This is a genomic window from Paraburkholderia bryophila, assembly GCF_013409255.1.
GTDB lineage: Bacteria > Pseudomonadota > Gammaproteobacteria > Burkholderiales > Burkholderiaceae > Paraburkholderia.
In genome coordinates this window covers 1,438,167-1,461,868 of sequence record NZ_JACCAS010000001.1, presented here as the reverse complement: position 1 = coordinate 1,461,868, position 23,702 = coordinate 1,438,167, and the positions used below count along the sequence as shown (strand labels likewise).

The 23,702-nt window shown below is 63.9% G+C and carries 15 protein-coding genes; 12 read left to right on the top strand and 3 right to left on the bottom strand.

Features of this window, described 5'->3' with window-relative positions; all coding sequences use genetic code 11:
- Nucleotides 1-60: 60 nt before the first annotated feature.
- Together GGD40_RS06490 and GGD40_RS06485 are read left to right on the top strand one after the other, a co-directional pair.
- On the top strand, nt 61-981 hold the full coding sequence (locus tag GGD40_RS06490) for a LysR family transcriptional regulator (RefSeq protein WP_179743154.1): 921 nt from the start codon (nt 61-63) through the stop codon (nt 979-981).
- Between the two features lie 140 nt (nt 982-1,121).
- Nucleotides 1,122-2,195, top strand: a complete 1,074-nt coding sequence (locus GGD40_RS06485) for an asparaginase (protein ID WP_179743153.1) — start codon at nt 1,122-1,124, stop codon at nt 2,193-2,195.
- Between the two features lie 318 nt (nt 2,196-2,513).
- Here GGD40_RS06485 and GGD40_RS06480 read toward each other — a convergent pair whose 3' ends face one another.
- Nucleotides 2,514-3,494, bottom strand: a complete 981-nt coding sequence (locus GGD40_RS06480; RefSeq protein ID WP_035551471.1) for a chemotaxis protein CheV — start codon at nt 3,492-3,494, stop codon at nt 2,514-2,516.
- Nucleotides 3,495-3,913: 419 nt separating this feature from the next.
- Between GGD40_RS06480 and GGD40_RS06475 the strand changes: the two genes are divergently transcribed.
- The 3 genes from GGD40_RS06475 (at nt 3,914) to GGD40_RS06465 (ending at nt 7,564) form a co-directional block, all read left to right on the top strand.
- Entirely contained in the window at nt 3,914-4,474 is a 561-nt protein-coding gene (locus tag GGD40_RS06475; RefSeq protein ID WP_179705695.1) for a DUF4142 domain-containing protein, read from the top strand.
- Between the two features lie 264 nt (nt 4,475-4,738).
- Complete coding sequence (locus tag GGD40_RS06470; RefSeq protein ID WP_179743152.1) at nt 4,739-6,448, top strand: tetratricopeptide repeat protein; 1,710 nt, start codon at nt 4,739-4,741, stop codon at nt 6,446-6,448.
- 90 nt (nt 6,449-6,538) lie between these two features.
- Entirely contained in the window at nt 6,539-7,564 is a 1,026-nt protein-coding gene (locus tag GGD40_RS06465) for an aldo/keto reductase (RefSeq protein WP_179705693.1), read from the top strand.
- A gap of 137 nt (nt 7,565-7,701) precedes the next feature.
- Here GGD40_RS06465 and GGD40_RS06460 read toward each other — a convergent pair whose 3' ends face one another.
- Complete coding sequence (locus tag GGD40_RS06460; RefSeq protein WP_179705691.1) at nt 7,702-8,445, bottom strand: SDR family oxidoreductase; 744 nt, start codon at nt 8,443-8,445, stop codon at nt 7,702-7,704.
- 138 nt (nt 8,446-8,583) lie between these two features.
- Here GGD40_RS06460 and GGD40_RS06455 point away from each other — a divergent pair, with 138 nt between their 5' ends.
- Together GGD40_RS06455 and GGD40_RS06450 are read left to right on the top strand one after the other, a co-directional pair.
- Entirely contained in the window at nt 8,584-9,483 is a 900-nt protein-coding gene (locus GGD40_RS06455) for a LysR family transcriptional regulator (RefSeq protein ID WP_179743151.1), read from the top strand.
- Between the two features lie 182 nt (nt 9,484-9,665).
- The gene (locus GGD40_RS06450) at nt 9,666-9,983 is read left to right on the top strand and encodes a single-stranded DNA-binding protein (RefSeq protein ID WP_035551458.1); all 318 of its coding nucleotides are present in this window, start codon (nt 9,666-9,668) and stop codon (nt 9,981-9,983) included.
- On the opposite strand, the gene GGD40_RS06445 is transcribed toward GGD40_RS06450, so the two are convergent.
- A complete protein-coding gene (locus GGD40_RS06445) occupies nt 9,953-10,879 on the bottom strand; it encodes a LysR family transcriptional regulator (protein WP_179705685.1) in 927 nt (308 codons plus the stop codon). The two genes, GGD40_RS06450 and GGD40_RS06445, sit on opposite strands and share 31 nt — an antisense overlap.
- A 145-nt stretch (nt 10,880-11,024) precedes the next feature.
- Between GGD40_RS06445 and GGD40_RS06440 the strand changes: the two genes are divergently transcribed.
- The 5 genes from GGD40_RS06440 to uvrA all read left to right on the top strand — a co-directional run bounded on the left by GGD40_RS06440 (nt 11,025) and on the right by uvrA (nt 23,463).
- Nucleotides 11,025-12,788 carry an acyl-CoA dehydrogenase family protein gene (locus GGD40_RS06440; RefSeq protein ID WP_179743150.1) on the top strand — a complete coding sequence of 588 codons (1,764 nt, stop codon included), beginning with the start codon at nt 11,025-11,027 and terminating at the stop codon, nt 12,786-12,788.
- The gene (locus tag GGD40_RS06435; RefSeq protein WP_257030362.1) at nt 12,788-14,128 is read left to right on the top strand and encodes a CaiB/BaiF CoA transferase family protein; all 1,341 of its coding nucleotides are present in this window, start codon (nt 12,788-12,790) and stop codon (nt 14,126-14,128) included. Before GGD40_RS06440 ends, GGD40_RS06435 begins: the two co-directional genes overlap by 1 nt.
- Before the next feature lie 71 nt (nt 14,129-14,199).
- Nucleotides 14,200-15,513: an MFS transporter gene (locus GGD40_RS06430; protein ID WP_179743149.1), complete on the top strand. Its 1,314-nt coding sequence runs from the start codon at nt 14,200-14,202 to the stop codon at nt 15,511-15,513.
- A gap of 160 nt (nt 15,514-15,673) precedes the next feature.
- Nucleotides 15,674-17,284: an amino acid racemase gene (locus GGD40_RS06425; RefSeq protein ID WP_179743148.1), complete on the top strand. Its 1,611-nt coding sequence runs from the start codon at nt 15,674-15,676 to the stop codon at nt 17,282-17,284.
- A 287-nt stretch (nt 17,285-17,571) separates the two neighbouring features.
- Nucleotides 17,572-23,463 (top strand): excinuclease ABC subunit UvrA, encoded by a 5,892-nt coding sequence (uvrA, locus tag GGD40_RS06420; RefSeq protein ID WP_179743147.1) that lies wholly within the window; start codon nt 17,572-17,574, stop codon nt 23,461-23,463.
- Nucleotides 23,464-23,702: the final 239 nt, after the last annotated feature.

Here is a 23,702-nt window from a genome sequence, read left to right as displayed (position 1 = left end):
CGTGCACAGCGTTTATGTCGCGAATGCATTAATCGATTTATCACCGACGAGTCCGCCACGATGACGCCTACCGAACTTTTCGCCTTGCTGCCGGATATGGCGGTGTTCGCGCGGGTGGTCGATGCGGGCAATTTTTCGGTGGCGGCGCGGCAGTTGGGGAGCACGCCGTCGACGGTCAGCCGGCAGATCAAGCGGCTAGAGGACGCGCTGGCGACGCGTTTGCTCGAACGGTCGACGCGTACCGTGCGGGTCACGGAATCGGGCGCTCAGGTGGCGCGTTTTTGTCGCGACATGGTGAGCGCTGCATCGGGCGCGGTCGATGCGGCCGGGCAACTGGCCGGCAGACCGCAAGGGAAGGTGAGCTTGAGCGCGCCGACGCAGTTTGCCAGGAGTGTGATTCATCCGCTGATGGCGGGTTTCTTACGCGCTTATGCCGAGGTGGACTTGCAACTGTTGTTCACCGATCACGATGTCGACCCGCTCGCGGAGGATGTCGATCTGGTGATCCGCTTGACCGAGCATCCGCCGGAGAGTCTCGCGGGGCGCCGGTTGGGGACGGTGCGGTGGTTGCTGGTGGCGTCGCCGGGGTATTTGCACGAGCGTGGGACGCCGGTGACGCCGCGGGATCTGCTCAAGCATGCGTGCATCTACCTTGGCGAAACCGCCAATGACAACCGTTGGCGCTTTCGTCGTGGTACGGAGACGCAGAGCGTCGAGGTGAAGGGGCGCTACATTGCCAATCATGCAGGGGCGCGACTCGAAGCTGCGCAGCAGGGGTTCGGGATAGCTAGCGTGCCGGAGTTTGCCGCTGCGGATGCGCTGCTAAGTGGCGAACTGGTGCAGGTGTTGCCGGATTGGCGACTTGAGGCTCGCGCGTACGTGGGGGAGGTGTGGTTGTTGTATCCGCCGAATCGCTTTTTACCGCCGAAGGTGAGGGCGCTGATCGATTACCTGGTCGAGCACATTCATGATGGGGTTTAGGGCTTCGTTTAAGGCGCTTTTCGGCGTGGGCTTGTGCCGAGGGTTGGGTTTGCGTTCGCCTGGCGGGCACACGTAGAATCGCTCGCGAACGTTCTATTCATTGTGATCGCAACTAGCAGGCGATCGGACGGAGATTGACTATGACATTGCGGGAATCGGCGCCGGTTGCGGCGACTGTCTATCGTGGCGATGTGATTGAGAACACGCATCTGGCGCATATCGCGGTGGTGGATGCGAGTGGCCGGCTGCTGCATTCGTTCGGCGATCCCTCGCGTGTCACGCTGGTGCGTTCCGCGGCGAAGCCGGCGCAAGCGCTGGCGCTGATCGAGACGGGGGCGCTTGAGCGGTTTGGTTTCGACGAGGCGGATCTGGCGTTGATGTGTGGGTCGCATAGTAGCGAGGCGCGTCATATCGAGCGGACGCAACGGATGCTGGCGAAGGTCGAGGCGAGCGAAGCGGACTTGCGCTGCGGCGGGCATACGCCTTTGTCGGATGCGGTGTACATCGACTGGTTGAAGCGTGATTTCAAGCCTGGGGCGGTGTGTAGCAATTGTTCGGGCAAACATGTCGGCATGCTGGCGGGCGCGCGTTCGATTGGCGAATCGATGAGTGGGTATGAGCGGCCTGAGCATCCGTTGCAGGTGCGGGTGAAGCGCACGGTCGCGGAGGTTTGTGATTTGCCGGAAGGCGAGGTGCGATGGGCGACGGATGGCTGCACTTTGCCGACGCCGGCGTTTGCGTTGGACCGTCTTGCCCGCCTGTTCGCGAAGTTGGCTGCGGCGCGGGATGAGGTCGATGGAGCGTTGGCGGTTGAGCCGCGGACGGCGGCGCTGGCGCGTATTTATCGGGCGATGACCGCGTATCCGGAGTTGGTCGGCGGAGAGGGACGATTTTGCACGACGTTGATGGAGGCGTTTGACGGTGCGCTCGTCGGCAAGGTCGGTGCAGACGGGAGTTACGCAATTGGTGTACGTGCGTCGGAGCAGACGCGAAAATGGGGCGCACGGGGTGCAGTGGGAATCGCGGTAAAAATCGAAGACGGGGGGATTGGAATTTTGTATGCCGTCGTGGCCGAATTGCTGGCACAAATGGACGTCGGTACCCCGGCGCAACGCGCGAAACTAGCGCGCTTTCACGCGCCCGAAATGTTGAATACAACCGGCGTCCGGACTGGCCGATTGAGCTATTCGGCGGGGCTAGGGCTAGGAGTGTGATATGCGTGGCGGCCTGCTCCGCACGAGGCACGCGTATCAAGAACAGCCCGAGAGTCAGTCACATGAAAACGCCCGAGGGCGCGCGCAGCGCCGCCGGAAGAATGACTGCTGTACCACGAGCGCGGAGTGTGCGGGGGCACGGATTCCAGATGAGCCACTACCGAGACTGTGCGAGGGACCCGCTTAAGAATTAGCGGTGTGAGCGGCTTTCTCTTGCCTACTTCTCTTTGCCGCGGCAAAGAGAAGTAGGTGCCCCCCGCACAGGGGGAACGCTAATGGACCACAAACAACACAAGGAAAGGCCAAAAAAAGCGCCGCTCAGGCCCCAACCTCCACAGGCGCCTTCCCTAACGCATTCCGAATAGCATCCGCCAACTCAGCAGCGGCAAACTTAGCCACATACCCATTAGCCCCAGCATTCTTCACATGTGCCTCATTAGCCGCCCCGGTAAGAGACGAGTGAATAATGACGGGAATATCCCGAGTCCGCTCATCGGCCTTGATCTGCCGGGTCAACATAAACCCGTCCATCTCCGGCATCTCAAGATCGGTCAACACCAAAGCAATACTGTCTTTAGCCCGCCCACCATTAGCCTGCGCTTCCCGCGCCACCTGCTGCAAGGTATTCCAGGCTTCCTCGCCAGTCTTGGTCATCACATAATCCGCCCCGATCGCACTCAAAGCCTGCTCGATCAACTTACGAGCAAACCCCGAATCGTCAGCGGCAAGAATCTTGGCCCCGCGCCGAATCCCCAACGCCTCGCCCATCACCGACGCCGGATCGACAGCAGGATGCTGTGAAGGAAACACATCCCGCAACACCTGCTCCACGTCGATCACCTGCGCGAGCCGCGAATCCCCCGTATTACCGTCGATCCGCGCGATGCTCGTCACCAGATTGCCACCCGCCGCGCCTTCAGCGGACAACACCTGATTCCACTCCAGCCGCACGATATCGTCGACTTCCTCAACCGCAAACGCTTGCGTCGAGCGCGCGAATTCGGTCACCAGCAAAATGTTCAAACCGCGCGTCGGCTCGCAACCCATCAATCGCGGCAGATCGATCACCGGAATGATCTGCCCGCGAATATCCACCGCGCCCATCACATACGGCGACGATCCGGCAATCGGCGTCACCTGCGGCATCGTCGAAATTTCACGGACCTTGAACACGTTGATGCCGTAAAGCTCATGCTGATCGCTGCCGGGAACCGAACCCAACCGGTACAGCAACAGCTCGAACTTGTTGGAACTCGTCAGGTTGGTGCGTTCGTCATTCGCGCGGTGATCTACGGCCATCGGCTCTCTCCAGAATTGCGGTGCGTGTGGTTACGCCATGCATCGCTACGTTCGACGCTGGCGCGCGCCCTACCATTCTGTTATCGGCGCGAGCGCCGGAAAATTCAGCGTTTCCTTGCGGTTTCAGCCGCATTCTTGACGTATGTGCTGGTTAACACCCACGCACTATCAGGGCGCGAAGCAAGCCGCCGCAATACAGGCCTGTCAAGGCATTCATATGAAGGTTACCTAAGGTTACAGAAGCCACAGCGTCGTATCACATGGGGTACGACGCGCCTCCTAGAATTCACAGCGATAAAAGCGTGGCGCCGTCAGCGGCCCGCAAGCTGACTGCAAGGTCGGAGTGCGGTCGCGCGTCGCAGATTGACGCGGGGCGCACACGCATCGCTGTCGTTTCGCTTCCACCTCAAGGAAAACATATGATCCGCTTGCCTCTCGCCACATTCACCGGTGCCTGCATGGCCAGTCTGCTGCTCGTCGCCAACGTCGCCAACGCACAAACAGCCGCACCCGCTGCAGCCGATGCGAGCCGTCTGCACGCCGCGGACCAGGCGTTCATCGCCGACGGTACCCAGGTCGTCGCGACGCAACGCGACGCCGCACGCATCGCGACGTCCCGTTCCACCGATCGCGACGTCAAGGCCTTCGCCGAACGCGTCTCGACCGATAACGCGAAAATCTCCGACGCGCTGCGCGCAGCCAGCCCGCGCGGCGTCGACGTGCCGAAGAACGATCCGGATGCAGCGGTGCTGGCCAGCATCAACAACCTGCGCGGCGCCGATTTCGACAAGACTTATATCGAACAGGTCGCGCTCGTCGGCGAGCAGAAGGCGCTGTCGGCGTTCCAGGCGGAAATCGCGTCGGGCCGTGACGACCAGTTGAAGGCGGTCGCGAAGCAGGCGCTGCCGACCATCCAGGCGCACTACGCCATGGCGCAGGATCTCGCCAAGCGCAAGCATCTGGCCACCAGCACGCAATAACGCGCGTCAGGCACGGTAAAACGCGTCATGTTGCGGTGTGATACGTGCCGCAGCGTGACGCTGTGGGACCGCCGTGCCGCGAGCACGGCGGCACGGCTATCCGTCCCGCGCGGCTCCCACTGAATGCAGTCGGCCATTCGAATGCGGTCTTTTCGGCGATAATCGGCTTCGTTCTTTCGAACGCGATGCGTGCACGATCAACGCACCGCATCGCCCTCGAAAGCGCTTTCACGATTCCACCCGCATTCAATTCAAGCTCACCGTATGGGCAAGCCTGCCAATCTGCCGCAACAGTTGGACTCGATGCTTCGGCAAGCCGTAGCGCTTCAACAGAACGGCGCTTTCGCCGAAGCCGAAGAACTCTATCGCGAGATTCTCGAACTCAAGCCACGTCATGTCGACGCGCTGCAATTGCTGGGCGCACTCGCGCTGCAAGCCGGGCGTCTGGAAGAGGGCGTCGATTTACTGAAGAAGGCGCTGACGGTCAACGCCAAACAGGCGGCGATTCATTCGAATCTCGCCTATGCGTTGAACGCGTTGCAGCGTTTCGACGAAGGCCTCGCGAGCGCGGATCGCGCGCTGGCCTTGCAAGCCAAATTCCCCGACGCGCTGAACAATCGCGGCAACGCGCAAGCCGGTCTGAACCAGCCGCTCGACGCGCTCGGCAGTTTCGACCGCGCCATTGCGCTGACGCCGGCTTTCGCGCAGGCCTGGAACAATCGCGCGTGCGTGCTGCGCGATCTGGGCCGTCCCGCCGATGCGCTCGCCAGTTGCGATCACGCGCTGGCGTTGCAGCCGAACTATCCCGATGCATGGAGCAATCGCGGCAATGCGCTCAGCGATCTGAACCAGCCGCAAGACGCGGAGCTTAGCTACCGGCGTGCCCTTGAACTCGCGCCGACTTTCGCCGATGCATGGAATAACCTCGGCCTCACGCAGATCGACCTCGATCGGCACGCGGAAGCCTTGGCCAGTTACGAGCGTGCGCTGGCCGTGAATCCCACGGCGGCGGAAACGCATTGGAACGAGTCGCTGTGTCTGCTGCAAATGGGGCAGCTCGAAGCCGGCTTTCGCAAATACGAATGGCGCTGGGAGCGCAACCGGATCAAGGCCGGCAAGCGCAGCTTCGCGCAGCCGCTGTGGCTCGGCGATTTTTCTATTGAAGGCAAAACGATTCTGCTGCACGCCGAACAGGGCCTCGGCGATACGCTGCAGTTTTGCCGCTATGCGGCGCTGGTGTCGGCACTCGGCGCGAAGGTCGTGCTCGAAGTGCCCGCCGAGTTGATGCGGCTCATGACGACGCTCGACGGTGTGGATCAGTTGATTGAAGCCGGGCAGCCGCTGCCGCCGTTCGATTGCCACTGTCCGCTGCTGAGTTTGCCGCTCGCGTTCAAGACCGACCTCGCGAGCATTCCATCGGCAACGCCGTATCTGTTGGCGGACAACGAAGCCGTCGAGCAATGGCGCGAGCGTCTTAACGAGCACGCAAACGGCCGACTCAAAGTCGGCCTCGTCTGGGCGGGCGGCAACCGGCCGCACGTCGCGGAATTGCGCAAGAACGACGCGCGCCGTTCGATCACGTTCGAGCGCCTCGCGCCGATGCTCGACGTGCCGAACGTGCAGTTCTTCAGCCTGCAAAAAGGCGCGGCCGCGTTGCAGTTGTCCGACAGCGATGCAGGCCGTCACACGGTTATCGACTACACCGAAGCGCTCCACGATTTCGCCGACACCGCGGCACTCGTCGCCAATCTCGATCTGGTGATTTCCGTCGACACGTCCACCGCGCATCTGGCCGGTGCGCTAGACAAGCCGGTATGGATTCTGAACCGCTTCGATACTTGCTGGCGCTGGATGCTGGAGCGCACCGACACGCCCTGGTATCCGCGCGCGCGGCTATTCCGGCAGCCGGCGTTAGGCGACTGGGACAGCGTGATCCACGCCACGCGCAGCGCGCTCGCAACGCTGACAACTTAGCCAAAAGCTGCCGTGCTAGCCGACGCGTTTCTGCCGACGCGCGTAGACTGAACCTCCGTTTATCGACGGCTAGGCCACGGAGATTCATCAATGGAATACAGACATCTGGGTGCATCCGGTTTCAAGGTGCCGGTACTGAGTTTCGGCACGGGCACATTCGGCGGCAAGGGCGAGTTCTTCGAAGCGTGGGGCACCAGCGACGTCGCTGAAGCGCGTCGTCTGATCGACATCTGCTTCGACGCGGGCGTCACCATGTTCGATACCGCCGACATCTATTCGAACGGCGCATCGGAATCGGTGCTCGGCGAGGCGCTCAAGGGCAAGCGCGACAAGGCGATCATCTCGACCAAGGCGACCTTCCGTTTCGACGACAGTCCGAACAACGTCGGCTCGTCGCGTTTTCATCTGATTCAGGCGGTCGACGCCGCGCTCAAGCGTCTGCAGACCGACTACATCGACCTGTTCCAGTTGCACGGTTTCGACGCGAAAACGCCGATCGCCGAAGTGATGTCCACGCTCGACGATCTGGTGCGCGCCGGCAAGATCCGCTACACCGGCGTGTCGAATTTTTCGGGCTGGCATCTGATGAAGTCGCAGGACGTCGCGGACCGCTACGGCTATCCGCGCTATGTCGCGAATCAGGCGTATTACTCGCTGGTGGGCCGCGATTACGAGTGGGAGTTGATGCCGCTCGGCATCGATCAGGGCGTCGGCGCGGTGGTGTGGAGTCCGCTCGGTTGGGGGCGTCTCACCGGCAAGATCAAGCGCGGCCAGGCGCTGCCCGAAACCAGCCGCCTGCATAAAACCGCCGACATGGGGCCGCCGGTGCCGGAAGAGTATCTGTTCCGCGTGCTCGACGCGATCGACGAGGTCGCGGCCGAAACCGGCAAGACCGTGCCGCAGATTGCGCTGAACTGGCTGTTGCAGCGGCCGACGGTGTCGACGGTACTGATCGGCGCGCGCAACGAGGAACAGTTGCGGCAGAACCTCGGCGCGGTGGGCTGGAATCTGACGCCTGAACAAATGGCGAAGCTCGACGCGGCGAGCGCCGTGCGTCCCGCTTATCCTTACTGGCATCAGGAAGGGTTCACGGAGCGCAATCCGAAGGCGGTTTAATTTAAGCGTCTTTCGCTACCCAACGTAGAAACGTAATTGCCTCGCCACGCGCTGCGGTCAAACGTGTTCTCGCGCGTTCAGCCGCAGCGCGTGGCGATGTCATTTCCGCGCTGCGTCTTGCGTCATTGCAACTTCACTCAGGCCAAACCGCCGTTGGCGCGCAACGTCTGACCGTTGACCCAACCTGCGTCCGGACTCGCGAGGAACGAGACCACCGCTGCGATATCGTCCGGCTCGCCGAGGCGTTCCAGCGGCGGCATTTTCGCGTAGGTCTGGATCTGCTCGTCGCTCTTGCCTTCGAAGAACAGTGCCGTCGCGACCGGCCCCGGCGCGACCGCGTTGACGGTGATGTGACGGCCGCGCAGTTCCTTCGCGAAGATCTGCGTGAACGCTTCGACCGCCGCCTTGGTCGCGGTGTAGATCGCGTAGCCCGGCAGATTCAGCGCGAGCACCGTGCTCGAAAAATTGACGATGCGACCGCCGTCGTTCATGCGTTTGGCCGCTTCGCGCAACGTGTTGAAGGTGCCGCGCACGTTGATGTCGAAGGTCTGCTCGTACACGGCGTCGGTGGTGTCGGCGAGCGGCATGGGCTTGAACACGCCGGCGTTGTTGACCAGCAGATCCACTTTGCCCAATTGCTGTTCGGTGCTCTCGAACAGGCGGCGCACGTCGTCGGGATTCGATACGTCGGCTTTCACCGCGATGGCTTTGGCGCCTTCTGCCGCAAGTTTGGCGACGAGCGCGTCGGCTTCGGTCGAACTCGACGCGTAATTGACGACGATCGCGAAACCGTCGTTCGCGAGGCGTTGCGCGACCGCCGCGCCAATGCCGCGCGAGGCGCCGGTGACGATAGCGACGCGAGCGTTTTTCGTGCTGTTCATGATTCGTTCCCTTTGGATGGAGAGTGGATGAGACGCATCATGAGCGCTTTCTTCGCCGAGATAATCCGGCTAGACTGGGCATCATCATTCCATTTGCTTTAATAATGGGCGGCAAGCCGCCTGCAAAGGGCGTCCAGCATGGATCGTTTCGAGGAAATGCGCGTGTTCGTGCGGATCGCCGAGCGGCAAAGCTTCACGCGCGCGGCGGACGATCTGCAGATTCCGCGCGCCACCGTCACCACGCTGATGAAGCGCATGGAGCAGCGGCTCGGCGCGCGGCTGCTGGAGCGCACCACGCGCACGGTGCGGCTCACGCCCGACGGCGAAGCGTATTACGGCCGCTGCGTGCGGCTGATCGCCGATATGGAGGAGGCCGAAGGCTCGTTTTCGAACCTCGCGCCGAAAGGGCTGCTGCGGGTGAATCTGCAAGGCACGCTGGCGCGCTACTTCATCGTGCCGGCGCTGCCGGCGTTTCTCGCGCGTTTTCCCGATATCGAGCTGATGATCGGCGAGGACGATCGCTACGTCGATCTGGTGCGCGAAGGGATCGATTGCGTGCTGCGAGCGGGCAATCTGCAGGATTCGTCGATGATCGGGCGGCGCGTTGCACTGCTGCCGCAGGTGACGGTCGCGAGCCCCGCGTATCTGGCGGCTTATGGCGATCCGGCCGATCCGGCCGCGTTGTCCACGCATCGGGCGGTCAATTATGTGTCGAGCGCGACCGGCAAGCCGGTGCCGCTGGAGTTCAGCGTCGACGGCCGTGAGGTGGCGATGGTGTTGCCGTCAGCGGTCTCGGTGAGCGGCGTGGAACTCTATACGGGGTCGGCGCTTGCCGGGCTCGGCATCGTGCAGGTGCCGCAATACCGCGTGGCGGATGAACTGGCGGCGAGGCGCTTGCGGATCATTCTCGCGGACTTCCCGCCGCCGCCGATGACGGTGTCCGTGCTGTATCCGCAGAACCGTCAGTTGTCGTCGCGGGTGCGGGTGTTCGCGCAGTGGCTGCGCGAGATTTTCGAGGCGTCGGACGTCGGCGCGTGAACGCGCGAGCGGTCTTTGCGCGGCGAACGATTCGCGTGCGGCGCGTTTTTCCGCGCGTTCTTTTATGCGAGCGTTGCGGCGTCTCGTGGGATCATACGCACCGTGCTGTGGGCAATCCGGCTTTTTGCACGGCACGCCCCGAAGTCAGTCGCGTCGGGGCACGCAATAACAGGAGCAGGGCAATGATCGATGGACTGGTGGGCGGGCGCTTGTATGGCGAAGCGCAGATTCGCACGGGGCAAAACGGCAGACGTTTCGTGACGTGCAAGGTACGGGCGACCACCAACGACGGCGACACGATTTTCGTCAACGTGATCGCGTTCGACGACGACGTGCAAACCGCGCTACTCGCGCTGAGCGATGCGGACAGCGTCGCGCTGAGCGGCACCTTGACGCCGAAGGTGTGGACCGACAAGAACGGGCTCGTCAAGCCGGCCGTGGACATGATCGCCCACCGCCTTCTGACCGCCTACGAAGGACGCCGCGAAGAGGGCGCCTGAGCGGCTTTGCGCGGCTCGCTCCCGCTGTCGCGCAGATAGTCGACGAAGCGGTCGGCAACCGGCTCCGCGTCGCCGCTTCTGCGCAACAGCAGGACTTGCGATAGCAGCGTCTCGCCCTTCAAGGGCAGAAAACACACCCGCGGGTCTTCGATCTGCCGCAACGTGTACGGCACCAGCGCGACGCCCATGCCGAACCCGACCATCGTCACGACGGTTTGCCACAAACGCGCTTCATGGCGGATCAATGGGCTGAACCCGGCGCTCACGCACTGCGCGATGATCAGATCGTGATAATGCGGCGACACGGTGCGCGGAAACAGAATGAACGGTTCCTGCGCCAGCGCCTGCAAATCCACTTTGCGCCGCTTCGCCAACGGATGATCGGCCGGCAGGCAAATCAGAAACGGCTCGGAAAATACCGGCGTGGAAGTCACGTCGGACGGGAAATTGCCCCAATGCGCGCAGCCCATGTCGATCTGCATCCGCTGGATTGCATGCACCTGTTCGCTCGTGTTCATCTCTTTCAGCACGATTTCGACGCCCGGGTAATCGGCTTCGAATCGACGCACGGCCTGCGGCATGCCGCGGTACAGCATCGAATTCACGAAGCCGATTCTGAGGCGGCCCGCGAGCCCATGCGCCGAGCGAACCGTAATGCGCTCCGCCTCGCTCGCCTGCAATAACAGCCGCCGCGCCTCGCCGAGCAGCACCTGACCGGCATTGGTCAGCGCCACCGTTTTGTTGGTGCGCGCGAGCAGTTGCACGCCAAGCTGTTCTTCAAACTTGCGAATGTCGAAACTGAGCGCGGGCTGCGAAATGAACAGCCGCTTGGCCGCGCGGCCGAAATGCAGTTCCTCGGCGACCGCCACGAAATAGCGCAATTGCTTCAGGTCCATGGCGGTCTCCGGTTTTCCGATCGATAAGCTGCGTCTATCGTACCGGAACTAAGTTGTATTAGACGATTATCGAAGCCGCTTCTATGCTGTTTCCACAAGGCGCAACCAGGGCCTGGGCTACAAGTTGGATGGAGACGAGACAAGCATGAGCGACATCACCGCGCAGCCGGCACCCGGCGCGTCCAATATTCCCGATAGCCGGGGCATCAATTTCTTCACCAGCGACCCCGATTTCGCGGGTCTGCTCAAACTGCATCTCGGCGACACGCTGTATCGGGAACTCGACAGCCAACTCGTCGAACTCGGCCAACGCGCGTCCGGTGAACTCGACATCTGGGCGCTGTCCGCCGACAAAAACCCGCCGCAATTGCGCCATCGCACACGGCGCGGCGAAGCGCTGCAAAGTATCGACAAGCATCCCGATTACATCGCGCTGGAACGTGTGGCGTACGCCGAGCTGGGACTCGCGTCGCTGAGCCACGCAACCCGCGAAGGCCAGAAAACGCCGCCGCCGCTCGTCAAATACGCGCTGACCTTCCTGTTCGTGCAGGCGGAATTCGGCCTGTGCTGTCCGGTGAGCATGACCGATTCGCTCACGCGCACGCTGCGCAAATTCGGCGCGCCTGAACTGGTCGCGCGGTTTTTACCGCGATTGGCGTCGCGCGATTTCGACTCGCTGTTTCAAGGCGCGATGTTCATGACGGAGCAGGCGGCAGGCTCCGACGTCGCGCGGATCGCGACGCGCGCTACGCTGGAAACGGATGCGCAGGGCGAACAAACATGGCGCCTGCACGGCGATAAATGGTTCTGCTCGAACGCCGACGCCGATCTCGCGATGGTGCTCGCGCGGCCCGATACCGCGCCGGCTGGCATCAACGGCCTCGCGCTGTTTCTGTTGCCGAAGACGCTGCCGGACGGCTCGCGCAACGCCTACCGGATCGTGCGGTTGAAGGACAAGCTCGGCAGCCGTTCGATGGCGAGCGGCGAGATCGTGCTGGAAGGCGCCACCGCGTATCTGATCGGCGAAGTAGGGCGCGGTTTTCATCAGATGGCCGACATGATCAACATGTCGCGTCTGTCGAACGGCGTGCGCGCGGCCGGCTTGATGCGGCGTGCCGTGACGGAAGCGCTGCATATCGCGCGTCATCGCGAAGCGTTCGGCCGCAAGCTGATCGATATGCCGCTGATGCAGCGTCAATTGCTCAAGATGATGCTGCCCGCCGAACAGGCGCGCTCGATGTTCATGCAGATCGCGCTGCTGCTCGACCAGGCCGATGCCGGCGACCATCAGGCGGCGAAATGCGTGCGCATTCTCACGCCCTTGATCAAATTCCGCGCCTGCCGTGACGCGCGCCGCGTGACCGGCGACGCCATGGAGGTGCGCGGCGGCACCGGTTACATCGAAGAATGGAGCGACGCACGGCTCGTGCGCGACGCGCATCTCGGCTCGATCTGGGAGGGCACCAGCAATATCGTCGCGCTCGACATCGCGCGCGCGGCGAAACGCGACGGCGCACTGGAACCGTTGCGCGCGTATCTGCTGGATCGGCTCGGCTCGGCGGGTTTGCCGGCGACGAGTCTCGCGTTGCTGCGCGCCACGCTGACGCGCGCCTGCGATGCGTTGGCGAGCGTCGCGGAAGCCGGCCGCGACGAATGGGTCCGGCAGGCGGGCACGGCGTTGTATCACGCGAGCACCGCGGTGTTGATGGCGTGCGAAGGCGTGCGGCTCGCGCCGGATTACCGGCGTCTTGCGCTGAGTCATCTGGTGGTGCGGCATAAGTTGTTGCCCACCGATCCGCTGAATCCGCGGAGTTCAGCCGATGAACCCGGCGTGATCGATGCGTTGGTGAACGGCCGCAACGTGACGCTCGAACAGGCGCTGCAGGTGTTGCCGGAAGGGCGCGCGTGATGACGGCGTCCAGTAGTACAAAGAGCGCACAAAGCACGCCACGCACCCAGGGCGCCCTGCAAGGCATCAAGGTCATCGACTTGAGCCGCGTACTCGGTGGCCCGTACTGCACGCAAGCGCTAGCCGATCACGGCGCCCAGGTGATCAAACTCGAACCCCCCGACGGCGACGAAACCCGCGGCTGGGGCCCGCCGTTCTACGGTGACACCGCGTGGTATTTCGCGGGCGTCAACCGCAACAAGCAGGGCATTGCCGTCGACCTGTCACGCGACGAAGGCCGCGCGATCCTGTGGAAGCTGCTGGAAGACGCCGACGTGCTGGTCGAAAACTTCAAACCCGGCACACTCGCGCGCTGGGGCATGGACTACGAACGCGACCTGCGCGAGCGTTTTCCAACACTGATTCACTGCGCGGTCTCGGGCTTCGGCCCCGATGGTCCACTCGGCGGCTTACCCGGCTACGACGCCGCCATCCAGGCGATGACCGGCCTGATGAGCGTGAACGGCGAACTTGACGGACCGGCCACGCGCGTCGGCCTGCCGGTCGTCGACATGGTCACGGGCCTGAATGCGCTCGCGGGCATTCTGCTCGCGCTCGCCGAACGCACGACCAGCGGACGCGGCCAGTCGATCGATATCGCGTTGTACGACTGCGGCGTGTCGCTGCTGCATCCGCATCTGCCGAACTATTTCGGCTCTGGCCGCACGCCGCAGCGCAGCGGCAACGCACATCCCAACATCACGCCATACGACAGCTATCGCACCGCGAGCGCGCCGATCTTTCTGGCGGTCGGCAACGACCGGCAGTTCGCGCGACTATGCGCGCATCTCGGCGCGCCCGAACTCGCCGACGATCCGCGCTATGTCGACAACCGTAGCCGCTGCGCGCATCGCGAGCCCTTGAAGGCGGCGCTCGAAAACCTGCTCGCCGGACACGACTGCGAGCCGCTCGCGCAGGCGCTGATCAACGCGGGCGTGCCCTGCGGTCCGGTGCAAACCGTCGACGTGGTCGCGCGCCATCCGCATACGCTGCATCGCGGGATGGTGGTCGAGTTGGGCGACTATCGCGGCACGGCGTCGCCGATCAAGCTGTCGCGCACGCCGGCCACGTATCGCAGCGCGCCACCGGCGCTCGGCGGCGACACGCGCGCGGTGCTGGACGGGTTGGGGATCGACGCAGCTACGCAGCAGAGATTGTTCGAGGCTGGTGTGTTGCGCGGCGAGATGCCGAAGGGCCATGAGCCCGAAGGCGGTGTGCTCGAAGCCCGCAAGCACGAAAGTGACGCTCCCGAGCCTGACCTGCCCGAACCCGCCGCGCTCAACGTGAGCCCACCCGGCTAGCCACCGCAGTTCCCCCGACGACGGCTCACAGAAGCCGCGTCATCCAGAAGAACGACCTTGGAGACAAACCCATGAATCGCGAGCCAGACGACCACGCCGCAGCCCGGCAACCCACGCGCGCCGCAGCGGCGGCTTTCGTGGGCACCACCATCGAGTGGTACGACTTCTACATCTACGCCACGGCCTCCGCGCTGATCTTCGGCAAGCTGTTCTTTCCCGGCAGCGATCCGTTCTTCGCGACGCTGGCGTCGTTCGGCACCTTCGCGGTCGGCTTTTTCGCGCGACCGTTCGGCGGCCTGGTGTTCGGCCATCTCGGCGACCGCATCGGCCGCAAGAAAGCGCTGGTGGCCACGCTCGCGATCATGGGCGTTGGCACGGTCGGCATCGGCTTTCTGCCGACTTACGCGAGCGCCGGTGTGTGGGCGCCGGTGTTGCTGGTGCTGCTGCGCGTCGCGCAGGGCATCGCGATTGGCGGCGAGTGGGGCGGCGCGGTATTGATGGCGAGTGAACATGCGCCGCAGGGTAAGCGGACTTTCTTCGCGTCGTTCGCGCAGCTCGGCAGTCCGGCGGGTTTGATCCTGTCGCTGATCGCGTTTCGCGCGGTGGCGTCGATGGATAAGGACGCGTTTCTCAGCTGGGGCTGGCGCCTGCCGTTTCTCGCCAGCGCGCTGCTGCTGGTGGTCGGTCTGCTGATTCGCGTGGGCGTCGACGAATCGCCGGAATTCAAGGCGCTCAAGGCACAGCGCCGGGTCGCCGCGCTGCCGGTCGCCGAAGTGGTGCGCGACGCGTGGCGCACGCTGTTGCTGTGTCTCGGCGCGAACGTGATCGGCGTGGCCGGCGCGTGGTTCGTCAACACCTTCATGCTCAATTACACGACGCAGACGCTCGGCCTCGATCGCTCGCTGATTCTCGATTGTCTGTTCGTGGTCGCGTTCATCCAGTTGTTCACGCAACTAGGTTCGGGCTGGTTCGCGCAACGCATCGGCACCGGACGGTTCCTGAAAGGCGCGGCGGCGCTGGCGATGCTGTCGCCGTATCCGATGTTCGCGCTGGTCTCGACCGGCCGGCCGCTGGCGATCGTGATCGGCATCGCGCTGGCGGTAATGTGCATGTCGAGTTCGTATGCGGTGATGGCCGGCTTCATGTCGACCGCGTTCCCGGTGCGCGTGAGGTATTCAGCGATCTCGCTGTCGTACCAGGTGTGCGCGGCATTGGCCGGCGGCTTGACGCCGCTGATCGGCACCGTGCTCGCGCATCGCTATCCGGGCGCCTGGTGGCCGCTGGCCGTGTTCTACAGCGTGCTGGCCGGGATTTCGCTGGTGTGCATCGGCACGCTGGAACGCCGCAAGCAGGGCACGACGCAGGCGGCCGTCGAAGCAGCGTAAACGACGCGCCGGCGCGTTGCTGCGCCGGTCTGAAAACAGACGGAAATTGTTTTTCGTGGTTAACCCCACGTCATACTCGCGCGACATAATGTCATCCTCAAGCGCGCAGAACTCGGCCGCCATTTAGGCGGACGAAAAAAAATGACAGGGGAAGGTCATCATGAATCGCTATCGTTCGCTGGGCGTTGTGACCGGCGCGGCGCAACTCGCCAGCGCCGACGTCTTGTGCCGGATGAGCGCGGCCTGGCGCCGGCCCGGCGCGATGAAGCCGTTCGATCTCGTGCTTGAAGAGCGGAGCTGGCAAGGTCCAGCTTCGCAGAGCGCGGCGAACGCCACCTTCAAGATTCACGTGTTCGACACGCTGCGCGCATTCGAAAAACGCGGCGTCGATGCGATCGTTCTGCCGTGCTTTCTCAGCCACACCTTTATCGACGAATTGTCGGCGAACATCGCGCTACCGGTTGCGAACATCATGAGCGCGCTGTCGGCGCACGTGCGCCAGGCGTTTCCGTCGGTGCGCCGGATCGGCGTGCTGACCTCCGACGCGATCCGCGACAACGGACTCTTTGAACGCTATTTCGAAGCCGCTCGCTTCGACGTGCTGCATCCGCTCAACGAAGCGGGCGTCGATTGCGTGACCAGCGCGGTGTACGGCGACGCGGGCATCCGCAGCGGTCACTTCTACGGTCGGCCGATCGAGTTGCTGCGTGCCGCTTGCGCGGACCTCGTCGCGCAAGGCGCCGAAATCATCGTGCCTGGTCTCGCGGAAATCGCGCTGGTGGCGCGCGCGCTCGACACGCGGCCGGTGCCGCTCGTCGATGCCAATCTGGTCTACGCGCGCTACGTTGCCGCGGCGCAATTTACGCAGCCGGAGCGGCGCTTCAAGGTGGGCGTGCTGGGCGGCGTCGGCCCGGCGGCTACCGTCGATTTCATGAGCAAGCTGGTGCGCAACACGCCCGCCACGCGCGATCAGGATCACATCAAGATCATGGTCGAACAGAATCCACAGATTCCGGATCGCACCGACGCGCTGCTCGGCCGTGGCACCGATCCGACGCTCGCGCTCTACGCCGCCTGCAAGACACTCGAAGAGGGCGGCGCGGATCTGATCGCGATTCCGTGCAATACGGCACATGCGTTCGTCGAACAGATCCAGCCGTCGCTGACCATTCCGATCGTGAATATGCTGACCTGTACCGCCGATTATCTGCGCGATGCGTTTCCCGACGTGCGTGAGATCGGCGTGCTGGCCACCACGGGCACGCTCGCCAGCGGCGTCTACGAAAGCGCGCTCGAAGCGAGCGGCTTCGTGCAGATCGCGCCGCGCGCACCCGCGCAGACGCGGCTGATGAACGCGATCTACGGGCCGAACGGCGCAAAGGCGGGCTCCAGGTCCGGCGAGTGTTGCGAGGATCTTGCCGCGGCGATCGACGATCTGGTCGCTCAGGGCGTGCAGGTGATCGTGCTTGGGTGTACGGAGTTGCCGCTGCTGATGCGTGATACCGCGCCGAGCGGCGCGGGCGCTGGCGCAGGTGGGCAGACGGTGCGCTTCGTCGATCCGACCGACGTGCTCGCTCGCCGCTGCGTGGCTTACGCGCTAGGCGCGAGCGGGGCGCTGGAAAGCGCGGTTGAGGTGATCGCGCCGGAGGTTGGCGCACCGGCGGCGCTCACGTCGGAGTCCACTGCGCCGCAAGCCGCCGCACGGGACGCGAAGCGCGTGCGTGGCGCACGCACGCGGGTCCGCACTCGCGTGGAAGGTGTGTTTAGCTAGGCCGGCCGCGTCGGCGCGTTATCGCGCACCGGCGCGGTTCTGTTTCTCCATCCTGTTTGATCCCACGCCGGTTCCGGCGCTTCCCCGATACATGTTTAACGACGGCACAACGCTTGCTGACCGGTTGGTCGGCTTGCTCGTGTCATAGAAAACTGTATAAATATACAGTATAGTATCCCGTTGCAACCCGGGCTTCGGCGTGTGTCCCCGCCGGCCCAACTGCACCGAACTTGCGCGGTCGCGAGGCGTCCGTGAGAGGTGGCCCACTCCTTCAAACGGTCGAAAAATTGGCATCTAACGGCATCATCCAGATTCGCGGCGCGCGTCAGCACAACCTCAAGAACGTCGATCTCGACGTCCGAACCGGCGAAATGACGGTCGTCACCGGCCCGTCCGGTTCCGGCAAGTCGAGCCTCGTGTTCGACACGCTGTACGCGGAAGGGCAGCGGCGCTACGTCGAAACCTTCAGCGCTTACGCGCGGCAGTTCCTCGACCGCATGGACCGGCCGCAGGTCGACCGGGTGGACGGCGTGCCGCCCGCCATCGCGATCGACCAGACCAATCCGGTGCGCAGCTCGCGCTCCACGGTCGGCACCATGACGGAGCTCAACGACCACCTGAAGCTGCTGTATGCGCGCGCGGCCGAACTGTTCGACCGTCAGACGTCGTTGCAGGTGCGTCACGACACGCCGGAAACCATTTACGCCGAACTGCTCGAACGCACCGCGCAGCACGGCGCCGAACCGCGTCTCGTGGTCACGTTCCCGGTGGAATTGCCCGAGTCCGCCTCTGAGCAGGAAGTGGAGCAATGGCTGTCGGCGAGCGGCTATACGCGCGTTCAGGCGCAGCGCGAGGTGGATTCGCCCACCGGCAGGCGCAAGCTGCTCGACGTGGTGGCCGACCGCTTCCGGCTGAGTTCGGTCGATAAACAGCGGGTGGTCGAGGCGATCGAGGCGTCGCTCAAGCGCGGCGGCGGGCGCGTGAATATTTACGTGCTGCCGGGGTCGCCGGAAGGGCCGGTGAGCGAAGCGGCCGAACCGGTGATCTGGCGTTTCTCCACCGGTTTACATAGTCCGGAAAGCGATCTGCGCTATGCCGATCCGCAGCCGGCGCTGTTCTCGTTCAACTCGGCTTACGGCGCGTGCGAAGTCTGCCGCGGGTTCGGCCGCGTGATCGGCGTCGATCTCGGGCTCGTGATTCCGGACGCGCGCAAGACGTTGAGCGAAGGCGCGATCAAGCCGATGCAAACGCCCGCGTGGAAGGAGTGCCAGGACGATCTGATGCGCTACGCGGCGAAAGCCGGCATCCGTCGCGGCACGCCGTGGGGCGAGCTGACGGACGACGAGCGCGACTGGGTCATCAACGGTTCGCCGGACTGGAACGGCACGTGGCAAACCCATTGGTACGGCGTCAAACGCTTCTTCGAGTATCTCGAATCGAAGGCGTACAAGATGCATATCCGCGTGCTGCTGTCGAAGTACCGCAGCTACACGCCGTGCGAAACCTGCGGCGGCGCGCGCCTGAAAACGGAATCGCTGTTGTGGCGTCTCGGCAGTAAGGCGAATGCGGACCAGGTGCTGCCGGAAGGCAAGCGCTTCATGCCGCGCGGCGTGGAGTGGACCCGTCCGCAACTCGAGGCGTTGCCGGGTCTGACCGTGCACGATCTGATGTTGCTGCCGATCGAGCGCATCCGGCGTTTCTTCGACGAAATCAGCCTGCCGAGCGCGCTGCTCGACGACGCGCTCAAGCTGCTGCTCGCCGAGGTGCGCACGCGCCTCAAATATCTGTGCGACGTCGGCCTCGGTTATCTGACGCTCGACCGGCAAAGCCGCACGCTGTCGGGCGGCGAGGTGCAGCGGATCAACCTGACCACGGCGCTCGGCACGTCGCTGACCAAGACGCTGTTCGTGCTCGACGAGCCGAGCATCGGCCTGCATCCGCGCGACCTGAACCGCATCGTCGAGGCGATGCATCGCCTGCGCGACGCAGGCAATACGCTGGTGGTGGTCGAACACGATCCGTCCGTGATGCTCGCGGCCGACCGGCTGATCGACATGGGCCCAGGGCCTGGCGAACGCGGCGGCTCGATCATTTACGACGGCGTGCCCGAGGCGATCCGTTCGTCCGGCACGTTGACCGGCGAATACCTCAGCGGCCGCCGGCATGTGGCGGACGCGGCGCACTGGTCGCAGCGTCCGGTGGATGCCAAAACGCCGCGCATCGTGCTGGAAGGCGCGACTGAACACAATCTGCGTGACGTCACGGTAGACATCCCCTTGCAGCGGCTCGTCTGCGTGACGGGTGTGTCGGGTTCCGGCAAATCCACGCTGCTGCAAGACGTGCTGTATCCGGCCATGGCGCGGCACTTCGGTCAGGCCACGGAATCGCCCGGCGCATTCCGTAGCCTGACCGGCGCCGACCAGGTCACCGATGTCGTGTTCGTCGACCAGTCGCCGATCGGCAAGACGGCGCGCTCGAATCCGGCCAGTTACGTCGGCGCGTTCGACGAAATCCGCAAGCTGTTCTCGAAGGCGCCGCTCGCGCAGCAGCGCGGCTACGGCCCGGGCATGTTCAGCTTCAATTCCGGTGACGGGCGCTGCCCGACCTGCGGCGGCTCGGGTTTCGAGCACATTGAAATGCAGTTCCTGAGCGACGTGTACCTGCGTTGTCCGGATTGCGACGGGCGCCGTTATCGCGCCGAGCTGCTCGAAGTGAAGATCGAGCGTGGCGAACCGGCGCGTGCGTTGAGCATTGCCGACGTGCTCGAATTGACCGTCAGCGAAGCCACGGCTTATTTCGCGAAAGACGCCGAAGTGCTGCGCGTGCTGCAGCCTATCGTCGACGTCGGCCTTGAATACGTGAAGCTCGGTCAGCCGGTGCCCACCTTATCCGGCGGTGAAGCGCAGCGGCTCAAGCTGGCCGGTTTCCTCGCGGAATCGGCGCAGGCGAGCACCGCGCGCAGCGCGAACAAGCCGGTCGCGAAACGTCTGTTCATGTTCGACGAACCGACCACCGGCCTGCATTTCGACGACATCGCCAAGCTGATGCAGGCGTTCGGCAAGCTGCTCGCGAGCGGCCATTCGTTGATCGTGATCGAACACAATCTCGACGTGATTCGCGCGGCCGACTGGCTGATCGATCTCGGCCCCGAAGGCGGCGACGGCGGTGGCCGCGTGCTGTGCGCGGGCACGCCGGAAGAGGTCAAGCAGTGCGCGGAATCGCATACCGGCGTAGCGCTGCTGCAATACGATCGCGCCATGGATGCGGCGGCCGAACCGGCGTCGCAAGGCATTCCGTTGCAAAAGGCATTGAGCGCGGCGCGCGCGCGGCGGGCGATCGAAGGCGAAGACGTAGTGCGGATCGTCAATGCGCGCGAGCACAACCTGAAAGCGCTGGACGTGGACATTCCGCACGGCAAGTTCAACGTGATTACCGGCGTGTCCGGTTCGGGCAAATCCACGCTCGCGTTCGACATTCTGTTCCACGAAGGGCAGCGCCGTTATCTCGAGTCGCTGAATGCGTATGCGCGCTCTATCGTGCAACCGGCCGGGCGGCCCGAGGTCGACGCGGTGTACGGCATTCCGCCGACCGTCGCGATCGAACAGCGGCTCTCGCGCGGCGGCCGTAAGAGCACCGTCGCGACGACCTCCGAGGTATGGCACTTCCTGCGTCTGCTGTATGTGAAGCTCGGTTTGCAGCATTGCATTCACGACGGCACGCCGGTCACGTCGCAAAGCGTCGAATCGATCGCGGCGCAGTTGCTGCGCGATCACAAGGGCCAGCATGTCGGATTCCTCGCGCCGCTGGTGGTGAACCGCAAGGGCGTCTATACGGATCTCGCGAAATGGGCGAAGGCGCGCGGCAATACGCATCTGCGCGTGGATGGCGAATTCGTGCCGGTGGACCCATGGCCGAAGCTCGACCGTTTCCGCGAACACACCATCGAACTGCCGGTGACCGATTTGATCGTGTCGGCGGATCATGAAGCCGACTTGCGCGAGGCGCTCCACCAGACGCTGGAAATCGGCAAAGGCGTGATGCATCTGCTGACCCCGCTCGACGGTCTGCACGCCGCGATTAGCGGCGGCATGCCTACCGCGAAGCTGGGCGCGGTGAAGGTGCTGTCCACCAAACGTGCGTGTCCAGTGTGCGGCACCAGTTATCCGGAACTCGATCCGCGCATGTTCTCGTATAACAGCAAGCATGGCTGGTGTACCACCTGCGTCGGCACGGGCCTGGAACTCACGCGCGAACAGCGCGCCGCGTACGACGACACGATCGTCGCCGACGACAATCGCGGTCGCGAGCAGAGCTTGCCGTCGGAAGAGCAGGAACCGGAAGGCCTCGTCGACGAACCTTGTCACGATTGCCACGGCACGCGTTTGAACCCGACCGCGCGCGCGGTGACGTTCAACGCGCAAGCGATCGTCGACGTCGCGCAATGGACCGTGTCCGATACGCGCGCGTGGATCGATACGCTGGAAATGAGCGGGCGCGACGCGGAAATCGCTCGCGACGTGATTAGCGAAATCGGCAGCCGTCTGCAGTTTCTCGAAGAAGTCGGGCTCGGTTATCTGAGTCTGGATCGCGCGGCGCCGAGCCTGTCGGGCGGTGAGGCGCAACGTATCCGGCTGGCTGCGCAACTGGGCAGCAATCTGCAGGGCGTGTGTTACGTGCTGGATGAGCCCACCATCGGTTTGCATCCGCGCGATAACCAGATCTTGCTGAACGCGCTGCGTAAGCTCGGCGATAAAGGCAATACGCTGGTGGTCGTCGAGCATGACGAAGATACGATTCGGCGTGCCGATCACATCATCGATATTGGACCGGGTGCTGGGAAACGTGGCGGTACGCTGGTCGCGCAGGGGAGTGTGAGCGATCTGTCCGCGCAGCCGGATTCGCTGACCGGGCAGTTTCTCGCCAATCCGATCGTGCATCCGTTGCAGCCGCGTCGCGCAGTGACGGCGGCGAGTAAGCGCGCGCCCGCGGTGCCGGAGAACTGGCTGACCGTGCACGGTGCGAAGCTGCACAATTTGCGCAATGTCACCGTGGGCATTCCGCTGTCGCGGCTGGTCGCGGTGACTGGCGTCAGCGGCTCAGGCAAGTCCACGCTCGCCCGCGACGTGCTGATGACCAATCTGCTGGATGCGGTCGGGCGCTCGGTGCTGTCGTCGCCGGCCACGCGGCGGGCACGCGCGGCGGCGCAGGAGAAACCGGCGGCGAACCGTCGTTCGAGCGTGCTGGCGCGCTCGGCGCCGCGTGCGCCGTTGGACGTTACGCATGCGTGGCAAGGCTGCGATTCGATCACCGGGTGGGAGACGATCGACCGTGTGCTCGAGGTCGATCAAACGCCGATCGGCAAGACGCCGCGTTCGTGTCCGGCCACGTACATCGGCGTATGGGACGCGATTCGCAAGCTGTTCGCGGGTACGCTCGAAGCGCGTGCGCGTGGCTACACGGCGTCGCGCTTCTCGTTCAATACCGGCGAAGGGCGTTGTCCCGCTTGCGAGGGGCAGGGCGTGCGCACCATCGGCATGAGTTTTCTGCCCGACGTGAAGGTGGGTTGCGACGTGTGCCACGGGCAGCGCTTCAATCCCGAGACGCTCGCGGTCACGTGGCGCGGCAAGAATATCGGCGACGTGCTGACCATGGAAATCGACGAGGCCGTCGAGTTCTTCGCGCCGATCTCGAACATCGCGCATCCGTTGCAATTGATGAAAGACGTTGGGCTGGGGTATCTGACGCTCGGTCAGCCGTCGCCCACGTTGTCGGGCGGGGAAGCGCAGCGGATCAAACTCGTGACCGAGTTGAGCAAGGTGCGCGACGACATCACACGGCGCGGTCAGAAGCCGCCGCACACGCTGTACGTGCTGGACGAACCGACGGTCGGCCTGCATATGGCCGACGTCGCGAAGCTGATCCGCGTGCTGCACCGTCTCGCGGACGGCGGGCATAGCGTTGTGGTCATCGAGCACGATCTGGACGTGATCGCGGAGGCCGACTGGATCATCGACCTGGGTCCGGAAGGCGGCGTGGGCGGCGGCAGCATGGTCGCTGCCACGGATCCCGAAGGGCTTGTGCGGGTCGCGGCCAGCCACACGGGCGTGGCCTTGCGGCCTGTGCTTGCCCGGACGCAGCACAGTACGGCGATCGCGGCCGGCGAAGGGACGAACGGTTGAGGGGGTGGGGCAGCAGGGCGACGTAATGGGTCGTTGCGCCGCCCTGGTTCGACAGGCAGACCCGTGCGTCTGATGTCGCGGTGTCAACCTGTCTGAGACGCCATGTGTGGTGTTGGTAGCAATAGTTGCAACCAGCGGATATTAATGGTCGCAACCCGTCTGATATTAATAGTTGCAACCCACGGGCATTAACTGCGTACCATTATTTCGACTGTTAGCTATATGTAATTTAATAGAGT